At 39.8% G+C, this 12,893-nt stretch carries 9 protein-coding genes and 2 pseudogenes; 8 read left to right on the forward strand and 3 right to left on the reverse strand.

Annotated features, from left to right (window positions below; translation table 11 throughout):
- Nucleotides 1-27 precede the first annotated feature (27 nt).
- On the forward strand, nt 28-1,161 hold the full coding sequence (locus tag AYS37_RS01420; RefSeq protein ID WP_000523485.1) for a hypothetical protein: 1,134 nt from the start codon (nt 28-30) through the stop codon (nt 1,159-1,161).
- Nucleotides 1,162-1,223: 62 nt separating this feature from the next.
- Here AYS37_RS01420 and AYS37_RS01425 read toward each other — a convergent pair.
- Nucleotides 1,224-1,855 (reverse strand): annotated as a pseudogene (locus tag AYS37_RS01425) (YbhB/YbcL family Raf kinase inhibitor-like protein).
- 65 nt (nt 1,856-1,920) lie between these two features.
- Here AYS37_RS01425 and AYS37_RS01430 point away from each other — a divergent pair.
- The 6 genes from AYS37_RS01430 (at nt 1,921) to msrB (ending at nt 7,771) form a co-directional block, all read left to right on the forward strand.
- Nucleotides 1,921-2,382: a helix-turn-helix domain-containing protein gene (locus AYS37_RS01430; protein ID WP_000444101.1), complete on the forward strand. Its 462-nt coding sequence runs from the start codon at nt 1,921-1,923 to the stop codon at nt 2,380-2,382.
- A gap of 173 nt (nt 2,383-2,555) precedes the next feature.
- A complete protein-coding gene (locus AYS37_RS01435; RefSeq protein WP_000941648.1) occupies nt 2,556-3,719 on the forward strand; it encodes a NifS family cysteine desulfurase in 1,164 nt (387 codons plus the stop codon).
- Nucleotides 3,720-3,740: 21 nt separating this feature from the next.
- Complete coding sequence (locus AYS37_RS01440; RefSeq protein ID WP_001051996.1) at nt 3,741-4,721, forward strand: iron-sulfur cluster assembly scaffold protein NifU; 981 nt, start codon at nt 3,741-3,743, stop codon at nt 4,719-4,721.
- A 155-nt stretch (nt 4,722-4,876) separates the two neighbouring features.
- The gene (locus AYS37_RS01445) at nt 4,877-5,110 is read left to right on the forward strand and encodes a ribbon-helix-helix domain-containing protein (RefSeq protein ID WP_000415834.1); all 234 of its coding nucleotides are present in this window, start codon (nt 4,877-4,879) and stop codon (nt 5,108-5,110) included.
- Nucleotides 5,111-5,221: 111 nt separating this feature from the next.
- Nucleotides 5,222-6,568, forward strand: coding sequence for a DNA repair protein RadA (gene radA / locus AYS37_RS01450; RefSeq protein ID WP_001874483.1), 1,347 nt, complete (start codon nt 5,222-5,224; stop codon nt 6,566-6,568).
- Nucleotides 6,569-6,691: 123 nt separating this feature from the next.
- The gene (msrB, locus tag AYS37_RS01455) at nt 6,692-7,771 is read left to right on the forward strand and encodes a peptide-methionine (R)-S-oxide reductase MsrB (RefSeq protein ID WP_000866622.1); all 1,080 of its coding nucleotides are present in this window, start codon (nt 6,692-6,694) and stop codon (nt 7,769-7,771) included.
- A gap of 562 nt (nt 7,772-8,333) precedes the next feature.
- Here msrB and AYS37_RS01460 read toward each other — a convergent pair.
- Together AYS37_RS01460 and sabA are read right to left on the reverse strand one after the other, a co-directional pair.
- On the reverse strand, nt 8,334-9,167 hold the full coding sequence (locus AYS37_RS01460) for a sulfite exporter TauE/SafE family protein (protein ID WP_000393035.1): 834 nt from the start codon (nt 9,165-9,167) through the stop codon (nt 8,334-8,336).
- Between the two features lie 211 nt (nt 9,168-9,378).
- Nucleotides 9,379-11,465, reverse strand: a pseudogene (gene sabA / locus AYS37_RS01465) (Hop family adhesin SabA/HopD).
- Nucleotides 11,466-11,721: 256 nt separating this feature from the next.
- Between sabA and AYS37_RS01470 the strand changes: the two are divergent.
- Complete coding sequence (locus tag AYS37_RS01470) at nt 11,722-12,879, forward strand: SulP family inorganic anion transporter (protein ID WP_001874487.1); 1,158 nt, start codon at nt 11,722-11,724, stop codon at nt 12,877-12,879.
- Nucleotides 12,880-12,893 lie beyond the last annotated feature (14 nt).

Raw genomic sequence — 12,893 nt, forward strand, 5'->3', positions numbered from 1 at the left:
GCGTTTTTATTTCAATTAGGAGTTTTTATGGGGTTAAAAAATAAAATCAAGGGTTTTGTTAAAGAGAGGATGCCTTTTGTGGTGAGATGTATTCGTAGTTTTAAGGGAGCCAAAAACGCTTATTGTGGAATCAATCATGAAATTAAGGAAATGTTAGAGACTAAAAAACTTCATTCTCTTCAAGAAAAAGCTTTATTCAACCATGACCATCAAGAAAGCGTGTTTTTAGCTATCGCTTCTTTAAATAATGAAAGTTTCATTGAATGCAATAGGAGTATTTATAAAAATAGTTCTCTTAATTATAATCATGGGGGGGGGCATTTAGAAGATAGGGTCATCCATCCCACTTTAACTTTACCCAATCCCACGCATTCGGGTTATTTTGACTACGATAAAAAAAGTCAAAACCCTAAAAGCCCTCTAAACCCATGGGCTTTTATTAGAGTTAAAAATGAAATCGTTACTTTAGAAGAGAGTTTGTTTTCTATGCTTCCTGCCATTCAAAGGGGGGTCATTGGTTTTAATGATTGCGATGATGGCTCTAAAGAAGTGGTTTTAGAGTTTTGCAAAAAGTTCCCCTCGTTTATCCCTATCAGCTATCCTTATGAAGTCATGCTAAAGGATTGCCCGAGTTTGTGGCACCAATTTTATCATTACTCTAATTATACGCTTTCTTTTATCCCTAAAAATGAGTGGGTAGTAAAAATTGATTGCGATCATATCTATGACGCTAAAAAGCTTTATGAAAGTTTTTATATCCCTAAGAGCATTAAAGAGGTTGTGATGTATTCGCGCATTAATTTTGTGGTGCAAGATTTTGAAGTGTTTGTTCGTAATGATGGGGATTTTGGTTTTTTAGACGCATGGGGGGATCATTGGTTATTGTATAACGATTGCGAGCCTTTTGAAATTTGGCACTACAATGATGAAAGTTATGAAGTCCTAAAACTTAAAGACAAACACCACATTAAAGATAAGGAAATGGTGCAATGGCACTTCCCTTTGGCTAAAAAGAGACGAAACGCTATCGTTTATGATGATTTGATCCCTTTAAAAGAATTTAAAAAACACCATGCCGATTTGATAGGCACAAAGATTGAAGAAAGCATGCTAGATGAAAAGAGGATTTTAGAGGTATATCAAAAATTCCGCTTGCCTTAATTTTGTTTTGACGCTCAATAACCAATTTTTACTAGGTTTAATTAAACCTAGTAACACGCAGTTTATTTCCTTACAAACTGCTTGTATAAAAATTCCTTTCTCCCTATGGCGATGATATGGTTGCGCATTTTATCATGCAAATCTCCTAAGAAAAAAGGGGCTTTTAAGGCGAGTTTAGGAATGTCTAGGGCATACACTTGAATCAAGTAATGGTGATCGCCATTAGGGGGCATGGGGCCGATATAGACGCTGTTATTGAGATTGGAGCGTTGTTTTTCGCTTTCATTAAGAGGAGAACGGATAAAGCCTTGAGTGAGCGAATTGACCCCTTGAGTAATCCTTTTATCCATCATGGAAGCGTTTTCTTCTAAAACATTGTAAGAAATATTGCCCACGACCCAATGGACAAACGACATGCCGCACACTTTTTGCGCGTCATGATCAATAAGTTCTAACGCATAGCTTTGAGCGCCTTCCACTTTTTGCCATGAGATTTTAGGCGAATAAGTGGGTAAGCCGTTTGGGTTGAGAAACCCTCTAGGGGCGTTACCGCCAAATTTAGCGTCCAAATACCCTTGCGAATCGGTTTGAATCATCACTTCAAAAGTTTTCATTTTAAGCCCTTTTTCTTTGAAATCGTTTTGTGTTTTCTTATTGTAGCATGATCATAAAAATACATCTTAATTTGGAGCATGGTATTAGAATAATCATTTTTAATGATTAAATAGCTATTTATTTTTACTAGTTACCATTGAACGCATGGAAAGTAAAATAAATCGTTTGAGCGCCAAGATAGACGCACTATTGGAACAGCAAAAAAGAGTGATTTCTTTACTAGAAACTTATTTGAGCGTTTATCCCGCCCAAGAGGCTTCAAATAAGTTTTTTAAAAGCGTTAGTCAAGGGATGGAGTTAGCCCCAGAAATCGCGCAAGAAGATGAAGAAAAACGCCTTTATGTGTTGCAATATTTAAGCCATGTGGATATTACCAAAAACAAGCAAGACTCCCAGCTCAAAAAAGATTGTTTGGAATTTATCCAAAGGTTTAATGTCCCAAAGCCCATTATCGTTACCGCTCTTTATAACCTTAAAGGCATTAAACCCACTAAAAAAGAAGTCGCGAAACAATTGCAAAAACTCTATGTGTGGGAGAAGCGTTACCAACAAGGGGGGATAGAAGCTTTAAAAGATAGGCGTGGGAGACCCCTTAAAAAACCTTAAGCGACTTGGTAGCGGCTGTTGTTGGTTTTTGATAGGAGAATGTTTGCATTTCTCAAAATGTTTTCAAAAATTCATCTTATTTTAAGTTAAAATTAAGAAAATATCTTGTATTTAATCATAATTTAGACTTAGATAAGAAAATCTATGTAAAATTTTTAAGGAGAATATTAACCTTGTTACAACGAATTTATTTAGACAATAACGCTACGACTAGGATTGACCCTAAAGTCAAAGAAATCATGGATCCTTTTTTAAGGGATCATTACGGGAACCCTAGCTCGTTACACCAATTTGGCACAGAAACCCACCCAGCCATTGCAGAAGCATTGGATAAGCTTTATAAAGGCATTAACGCTAGGGATATAGATGATGTGATCATCACTTCTTGCGCGACAGAGAGCAATAACTGGGTGTTAAAGGGCGTATATTTTGATGAATGCTTGAAAAAGGGCAAAAACCATATTATAACCACGGTTGCAGAGCACCCGGCGGTGCGATCCACTTGTAATTTTTTAGAAAGCTTGGGGGTGGAGGTTACTTACTTGCCTATTAATGAGCATGGGAGTATCACCGCCGATCAAGTCAAAGAAGCGATCACAGAAAAAACCGCTTTAGTGAGCGTGATGTGGGCGAATAATGAAACCGGTCTCATTTTCCCTATTGAAGAAATTGGGGCTATTTGTAAAGAAAAGGGCGTGTTGTTCCATACCGATGCGGTGCAAGCGATTGGTAAAATCCCTGTAGATGTGTTAAAAGCGAATGCGGATTTCCTTTCTTTTAGCGCGCACAAGTTTCATGGGCCTAAAGGCATTGGGGGGTTGTATATTAGAAGTGGGGTGGGATTGACCCCTCTTTTTCATGGCGGGGAGCATATGAATGGCAGGCGCAGCGGGACTTTGAACGTGCCTTATATCGTGGGCATGGGCGAAGCGATGAAATTAGCCGTAGAGCATTTAGACTATGAAAAAGAAGTGGTAGGGAAATTGCGCGACAAATTAGAAGAAGCGCTTTTGAAAATCCCTGATGTGATGGTGGTGGGGGATCGAATCCATCGTGTGCCTAACACGACTTTAGTCAGCGTGAGAGGGATTGAAGGAGAGGCCATGCTGTGGGATTTGAATCGCTCCAATATCGCCGCTTCCACAGGGAGCGCATGCGCGAGTGAGGATTTAGAGGCTAATCCTGTCATGGTAGCGATTGGAGCGAGTAAGGAATTGGCTCATACCGCTATCAGGCTTTCATTGAGCCGTTTTAACACGGAAGCTGAAATTGATAAAACGATTGAAGTTTTCTCTCAAGCGGCTGTAAGATTGAGAAATATTTCAAGCTCTTATTAAAAAGAATATAAAGGAATCAAAATGGCAAAACATGATTTAGTGGGTTCGGTTCTTTGGGATGCGTATTCTAAAGAAGTTCAAAGGCGCATGGATAACCCCACGCATTTAGGGGTCATCACCGAAGAGCAGGCTAAAGCCAAAAACGCTAAGCTCATTGTGGCGGATTATGGTGCAGAGGCATGCGGTGATGCGGTGAGGTTGTATTGGCTTGTAGATGAAAGCACGGATAGAATTGTTGATGCGAAATTTAAAAGCTTTGGTTGCGGGACAGCGATCGCAAGCTCAGACATGATGGTAGAGTTGTGTTTGAATAAAAGAGTCCAAGATGCGGTAAAAATCACGAATTTAGACGTGGAAAGAGGCTTGAGAGACGATCCGGACACGCCGGCGGTGCCTGGGCAAAAAATGCACTGCTCGGTGATGGCGTATGATGTGATCAAAAAAGCTGCCGGCATGTATTTAGGGAAAAACGCCGAAGATTTTGAAGAAGAAATCATCGTGTGCGAGTGCGCTAGGGTGAGTTTAGGCACGATTAAAGAAGTGATTAAGCTCAATGATTTAAAAAGCGTTGAAGAAATCACTAACTACACCAAAGCCGGTGCTTTTTGTAAAAGCTGTGTGAGACCGGGAGGGCATGAAAAAAGGGATTATTACCTGGTGGATATTCTTAAAGAAGTGCGCGAAGAAATGGAAGCTGAAAAACTTAAAGCCGTTGCGAATAAATCCCAAAGTGGGGAATTGGCTTTTAGGGAAATGACTATGGTTCAAAAGATTAAAGCCGTGGATAAAGTCATTGATGAAAATATCCGCGCTATGCTTATGATGGATGGGGGGGATTTAGAGATTTTAGACATTAAAGAAAGCGATGATTACATTGATGTGTATATCCGCTACATGGGGGCATGCGATGGGTGCATGAGCGCGACTACTGGGACTTTATTTGCCATTGAAAACGCCTTACAGGAATTATTGGATCGCAGTATCAGGGTGTTACCGATTTGATTTGTTCTTTTTAGGGGGTGAAAGCCTTTTTTGAGCGAAGCACTAATAAACTTAAAATGAGGAATGATTAGCACTTGCGACATTGTTCGTTACGCGCTACTTTTATGCTAACATGCTATTTTGAAGCGATTTGCGATGATGATTGAAGGAACTTGATGGAAAAGACAGAAAACACAGATGAAACTCGCTTAAGGGGAACTAAAAATAAACTAGGACGCAAACCAAAAGCAGACGCTAATAAAAAAACTCGTGCTGTAAGCTTGTATTTTTCTGATGAGCAATACCAAAAACTAGAGAAAATGGCTAACGAAGAAGAAGAAAGCGTGGGATCTTATATCAAACGCTATATTTTGAAGGCTTTAAGAAAAATAGAGCAAAATGGCCCTTGATAACTTTTTAACTTGTTTTTAGTTTAGCCTTATGAGTTTTGCTATAGAACAAAACCAAAACTCCGTTTTTATCTGGTCTTTAGCTGTGTGATTTTAAAAAAGGGTGGTATTTTGGCTAAAAAAACTTCTTTATTTGAGTGTCAGCATTGTGGTTTTACAAGCCCTAAGTGGTTGGGTAAGTGCGTTCAATGCAACGCATGGGAGAGTTTTATAGAATTGAACCAAACCCAAAAGGAAGTTTTAAACGCGCTTAAAAAACCGCTCCCACAAGCGCAAAAAAGCGTTTCTATCGCTGCAATTGAGCATGAAGAAGTGGTGAAGTTTTCTTCCACTCAAAGCGAATTGGATATTGTTTTAGGTGGGGGGATCGCTAAAGGGGGGCTGTATTTAGTGGGGGGGAGTCCTGGGGTGGGGAAATCCACTTTGCTTTTAAAAGTGGCTTCTGGCTTAGCCAAAAACCAGCAAAAGGTTTTGTATGTGAGCGGGGAAGAGAGCTTGAGCCAGATTAAAATGCGCGCCACTAGATTGGATTGCATAGAAAAAGAATTGTATCTGCTCAATGAAATCAATTGGCCTGTGATTAAGGCTAACATAGAAAGCGAAAATTATTTTGCTTGCGTGATTGATTCCATTCAAACGCTTTATTCGCCAGAGATTTCTTCAGCCCCCGGCTCTATTTCGCAAGTGCGAGAGATCACTTTTGAGCTCATGCGTTTGGCCAAAACAAGAGATATTGCTATTTTTATCATCGGTCATATCACTAAAGAAGGGAGCATCGCAGGGCCTAGAGTGCTAGAGCATATGGTGGATAGCGTGCTGTATTTTGAGGGCGATCCCAGTAGGGAATTAAGGATTTTAAGGAGTTTTAAAAACCGCTTTGGCCCTACGAGTGAAATCGGCTTGTTTGAAATGAAAGAGCAGGGTTTGGTGAGCGCTAAAGAAGCTTCAAGCTTGTTTTTTTCTAAAGAAGAGCCTATGGAGGGGAGTGCCATTACCATCACTTTAGAAGGCTCAAGGGCGTTGATTTTAGAGATTCAGGCGTTGGTGAGCGAGTGCAGTTTTGGAGCACCCAAACGATTAGCGAACGGGTTTGACACTAACCGCCTTAACATGCTCATCGCTTTATTAGAAAAAAAGCTAGAAATCCCTTTAAACCGCCATGATGTGTTTATTAATGTGAGCGGGGGTATTAAGATTAGCGAGCCGGCTTGCGATTTAGCGGTGATTGCCAGTATCCTTTCAAGCTTTAAAAACAGAAAAATTGACAATAAAACGGCGTTTTTGGGCGAAGTGAGTTTGAATGGCAGGATTTTAGAAGCCCCTAATTTGAACGCTAGATTGAAAGAAATGGAAAATTACGGCTTTTTAAAAGCCATTTTGCCTAAAAAACCCAATCAAAAAACCTCTATCAAATGCTATGAAGCCAATGTGGTGGGTAAGATTGTTGAATGGATGTGATTGGAACTTTTGTTACCTAATAGAACAAAGCCTTATTAAAATTTAAACTCAATTTAAAGAACAACTACCATTTTTTTTAGTTATAATGGCAAACACCATTAAAATTAAAACAAAGGTTATTCAATGAAGGTATTATCTTATTTGAAAAATTTTTATCTTTTTTTAGCGATAGGAGCAATTATGCAAGCGAATGAAAGCATGGGATCTAAACTTCCCAAAACCGATGAAAGAGTGATTTACTTGGCTGGGGGGTGCTTTTGGGGGTTAGAGGCGTATATGGAGAGGATTTATGGCGTCATAGACGCAAGCTCTGGCTACGCTAACGGCAAGACTTCAAGCACGAATTATGAAAAATTGCATGAAAGCGATCATGCTGAAAGCGTGAAAGTGATCTATGATCCTAAAAAAATCAGTTTGGACAAGTTGTTGCGTTACTATTTTAAGGTGGTTGATCCGGTGAGCGTGAACAAGCAGGGGAATGATGTGGGCAGGCAGTATCGCACAGGGATTTACTATGTCAATAGCGCGGACAAAGAAGTGATAGACAACGCCCTAAAAGAATTGCAAAAAGAAGTGAAAGGCAAGATCGCTATTGAAGTGGAGCCGTTAAAAAATTATGTGAGGGCTGAAGAGTATCACCAGGATTATTTGAAAAAACACCCCGGTGGTTATTGCCATATTGATTTGAAAAAGGCGGATGAAGTGATTGTGGATGACGATAAATACACCAAACCAAGCGATGAAGTTTTAAAGAAAAAACTCACCAAACTCCAGTATGAGGTGACTCAAAACAAACACACTGAGAAACCTTTTGAAAATGAGTATTACAACAAAGAAGAAGAGGGTATTTATGTGGATATTACCACCGGCGAGCCGTTATTTTCTTCAGCGGATAAATACGACTCTGGTTGCGGGTGGCCAAGCTTTTCTAAGCCCATCAATAAAGATGTGGTGAAATACGAAGACGATGAGAGCCTTAACAGGAAACGCATTGAAGTATTAAGCCGTATTGGTAAGGCGCATTTAGGGCATGTGTTTAATGATGGGCCTAAAGAATTAGGAGGCTTAAGGTATTGTATTAATAGCGCGGCTTTAAGGTTTATCCCCTTAAAAGATATGGAAAAAGAGGGCTATGGCGAGTTTATCCCTTATATCAAAAAGGGTGAATTGAAAAAATACATCCAAGATAAAAAGTCGCATTAAGGGGTAATGACTAAGCCCCCTAATGGGGGTTAAAATAGGGGGTTTAAGCGTTTGGGTTGTCTTATGGGTTATTTTAAAAAACGCTAAAATCCGCTCGCTGATTGTTTTTTAACGATTCTTATTGAAAAAAACAACCCCTATAAAATGGTTTTTATCCCTTAAAAGAAATGATTTAAAAAATATATTTTTGTTTTATTAAATAGGGATAAGTGAAGCACCCAAACGCTAAAGCGATTGGGCTTCCTCGGTTGATGTTGGGGGAAAGTTTGGTCCTCACTCTGTGTCCCTAATCATAGGGATTTTACAGAGTTTGATCTCCAACGCATTCCCTACAGGTCTCACACATCATATCTATAAAGGCGTAACTTTGCGCACTTCCTACGCTAGATACAAATGTATGGGGGTATTATACTACAAATTAGTGGCATTCATCCCAAACACTAAAGATGTTTGGGATTTCTGCTTGAGTGGTTTAAAACTTTTTAAAAAGCTATCCTTTGATTAAAATCAAGCTCTTTGCTATTTCATCTTTAAAAAATGCCCTTGATTTATTTTTAAATTTTTACCCCATAATGAGCTTGTGTAAAGTCGCTAAAATGCTTAAAGCATAAATGAGGAGCAATAGGATTTTATGCACCTTTTCATTAGCCAAAGCGATGAGCTTGATGCCAATGCCCACCCCTAAAAACGCTCCAATACCGGTAATCACCCCGGCTTGAACGCTTATATCATCAAGAACCTTCCCATTATAAAGAGAGATGACCCCAGATAAAGAAGCGAACACCACAAAAAATAGTCCCAAAGGCACGATTTTTTTAGAATCGTATTTCAAAAAATAGCCCAAAAACGGCACCATTAAAATCCCCCCACCCATGCCTAGCGGGATAGAAAAGATGCCAGTAACAAAACCGGCGAGCATCAAAACCCCATGCGTTCTATCCATAGACACAAAAGGGATTGCGCGCTTTTTTTCGGGCGTTTTGTTATTCGCATGCAAATCAAAATGCATTTCTTCAAAATGCTCTGGTTTCTTGTTGCTAGAAAAAGCGTATTTGATAAAGGTGTAGCACACCACCACCACAAACACGCTCATTAAAATTTTATCATCAATGATTTTTAAAATAAAGCTCCCTAAAATCGCCCCCATTAGCCCTCCAAGTGCAGCAAATGAGCCTTCTCTCAAATCCAATAAGCCCTTTTTGTAATTGATGATAGAGCCGACCACTGAAGAAAAAAGCATTTGCATGAGCGAAATACCCACCGCATGGCTATAACTAAAATGGGCAAAAATCGCGCTAGGAACGACAATCTCCCCCCCACCAATACCAAAAAACCCGGCGGTAATGCCGGTGAATAGCCCCACAAGAGCCAAAATGAACGCTGTTGATTCTTCCATAAAAAACTCCCTAAATTCTAAAATATTACTTTATCAAAAAAGAGTGATAATCTTTAAAAAAAATTTTCTTTAATTTTAAAAAATAGGGTTTTGATCACTTTAATTTTACAGCTTGAGAGCGATTATAAGAGATTATCCAAGATCTCTTTATTTGCTTAATTTAAAAAGGCTTTCAAGCGTTTTTAAACAAACCCCTTTTTTAAAGAGGGTTTTAATAAGCAAACACATAATTGAGATACACGCTATAGAGCCTTCTGTATTCTAGTTTAGCGCCCATGAAAGAATAATAGTTGGTGTTGATCGTGGGGATCTTAAAGCCTAATTCAATGCCATGCTGAGCGGTATGATCGCTGTTTTTTTTCTTGGGCCTAGCGAGGTTCATTCTCAAGCCTAGATTGAATAAAAATTGGAAGTTAGAAGTGCTGACATTAGCGTTATAAATGCCATTCATCATGGTCAAATTCACTTGTTGGGAATTAAGCCACGAAGTCCCAGCTAGCGCAAAGCCACCAAAAAGCCCCACAGAAAGCTTGTTATTTTTGCCTAAAAAGTTGGTGTTTTTATCGTTAATGAAGTTATAAAGCGCATCCATACCCACCCCATAAGTCCACACATCAGAAGCGGAGTTAAAAAAATTAGATTTGATATAAGCATGGTTATAATCAAAGAAACCATAATACCTTAACCCCCAATTCCTTTTTTGCCAAAGAATTGCTTATAGCCCACTTGCACGCCGATCCCATTCATCGCCCCGTTATTGTTTTGATAGTCAATCACGCCGATACGCCTAAAGGGGTTTTTGCCTAATTCTTGAGCGATGGTTTGGAATTGGTTGTATTTGTTGGTATCTAAAGAATAAGTGAGCAAACCTTCTGGGGAATTGGGGTTTTGAGTGGAATGCGTCATGTTTTGAAGAGATTTAGCGTTAGGCAATCTAGAGATAGTGCTATTGATCGCTTTTGAGTCGTTGTTTAAAGTGTTAAGGGCTTCTTTAAAATTCAAAATGGTTTGAGACAAAGCCCTATCCTGATTGACCTGGTTGCCATAATAAGCGGTGTGTTGCACTAAAGAATTGAGAGTCTCTTTCACAAACGCGCAGCCTGAACCATAAGTGTTGTCGTTAATCACACCAGCTGATCCTGCTTTACATTCTTCCAAATCCCCTTGAATAGGCCCTTGAATGCTGTGGAAATTGTCCGCAACTTGCTTAGCTAAACCTAAAATCTCTGCTTGAGCGTTAGCTCTATTGAGCATTTCTTGAGCGAACTGCTTATTTTTAGAAGTGTAGGGGTTGAAATTGTTGGGTTGCGTGATTTGGGTGTTTTCATTAGCGTTAAGCTGTTTGGTTTTTTCTAAAACGGCTTGAGCGTTTTTGATCATCTCGTTAATAGCGTTAAAGCTATCGCCAAAAATATCCACTACATTCCCAGGTGTAGAACTCAACCCCCACGCTTTACCGCCATTGCTCGTTTGCACATGCGGCCTTTGGGTGGTAAGGACTTGCATGATAGTAGCGGCTTGTTGCAAAAGGTATTCAGCGTCATTGACGCTGCTAATCTTTAGCTGGATTGGGATTGATGAACCGCCTGAATAATAATTGCCATTCCCATCGGGGTAAGTGTATTCTGTTGTAGGGTTTCTTGTGAAAGTTTGATTGATATTGACTACCATCTTTTTGGAGCTATTCAAGGCAGGCATTCCGCCTCCTTGGTTTTGGTTTAAAGCGGTTTGGATAGTTTGATAAGCGGTATTGAGAACCTGGTATTCGCTGCTAGATAGGATACCATTTGGCCCTACATTACTGGCTCCATTACAAGTGGTGGTGGTCGTTCCGCTACCGGTGTTGTAGCTGTAGTTTGGCGTGTTGTCAAACGATCGAACGCCCCCATTTTCTAAATGTTCTGGGCCAAGATTGGGGCCAGGGCCACAGCTGATCCCAAAGGCTATGACTTGCCACATGCCCACAGCGGCGTTGAGCGCTAAAGCCACAGCTTGATAGGCGGGGGAAGTGGTGGTAGCGCTAGTGAGGTTGATCGCGCTTGAGCTTAGATTATCAATCGCACCCGTGATCGCGCTCGGTGTGCTGGCTAGATTGACTAAGGAATTTAAGTAATTGTATTGGTTTAAAAGGTTGCTCAAATTATCGTATTTGTCCGCAAGATTTTGCAACGCTCCAGTGTTTTTCACTTGTTGGACCGCTTCACCGATCTGATAGCCCACGCTCATGTAAAATCCGTCATCTTCAGCCCTTGATAATGAGAGCATGAGAGAAAGAGAGAGTAAGAGGGATTTTTTCATGTTTTCTCCTTTTATTAGATTTTCTTGGTTTCGCATTCCCATGATAGTCATGTTTATGAAATTTCGCCATTTTACCATAAAATGCTTATTCTTAACTTAAAATTTATATTTTGAAAAAAAAAAACAATTTTAAGTATTTTTTACAATAAAATATCATAGAGCTTGATTTAATTTAAAGAAAAGGGATTTTATCCGGTTTGAAATTGGCTTTTAAATCTTTGGTTATAATCAAGCCATTTTAATTAGAAAGAGTGGCATGTTTGAAAAGATACAAAAAGAATGGCTGAGTAACATTCAAAAGGATTTGTTGTCTGGTTTTGTGGTGGGGCTTTCTGTGATCCCAGAGACCGCTGGCTTTGCGATCATGGTGGGTTTAGATGTGGGCGTGGCGTTTTATACGACCTTTTACATGGCTTTTGTGTTGTCTCTTTTTGGGGCTAGAAAGGCGATGATTAGCGCAGCGGCTGGCTCAGTAGCGCTCATTTTAGTGGGCGTGGTTAAAAACTATGGGCTTGAATACGCGGGCGTGGCGACTCTTATGGCAGGAATATTGCAAATTCTTTTAGGCTATTTGAAAATAGGGAATCTTTTGAGGTTTATCCCCCAATCAGTGATGTATGGCTTTGTGAACGCGCTAGGCATTTTGCTTTTAATGGAGCAATTCAAATTCCTTCAAAACCAAAATTTGGGGGTGTTTGTCTTGCTCGCTGTTGGGATATTGATTATTTATCTCTTCCCTTTAATCACTAAAAAAATCCCCTCTAATTTAATCTGTATCCTTGCAGTGAGCGCGATCGCTTTAATTTTTGATATGCATGCGCCGAATTTGGGGAGCATTGAGCAAGGGGTTTCAGGCTTTCATTTCATCATTATCCCCAAAAATTTGGATTTTAAAATGGTGTTGGAATTGTTGCCTTACGCTCTTTCTTTAGCGCTAGTAGGCACGATAGAAAGTTTATTGACGGCTAAAACTTTAGATGTGATTTTAAAAGACGGCGTGAGCGATAAGAATAAAGAAACTAAAGCGCAAGGCTTGGGGAACATCATTTCAGGGCTTTTGGGGGGAATGACAGGGTGCGCTTTAGTGGGGCAGTCTATCATTAACGCAAAATCCGGGGCCAAAACAAGGCTTTCTACTTTTTTTGCCGGCTTTTCTTTAATGGTGCTGTTATTAGTGTTTAATGAATACGTGGTTAAGATCCCTATTGTAGCGGTTGTAGCGGTGATGGTGATGATTTCTTTCACCACTTTTAATTTCCAATCCATTATTAACATTAAAAAAATCAAGCTCTATGACACGCTGGACATGCTTTTAGTCGTGGCGGTGGTTTTATACACGCATAATTTAGCGATAGGGGTTGTGGTGGGGGTGTTAGTCAATGCGTTATGGATCAAATCTAAAGGGATTGCATGAAATTTTGCTATAAA

The organism is Helicobacter pylori NQ4053, assembly GCF_000274605.1.
Classification (GTDB): domain Bacteria; phylum Campylobacterota; class Campylobacteria; order Campylobacterales; family Helicobacteraceae; genus Helicobacter; species Helicobacter pylori_CV.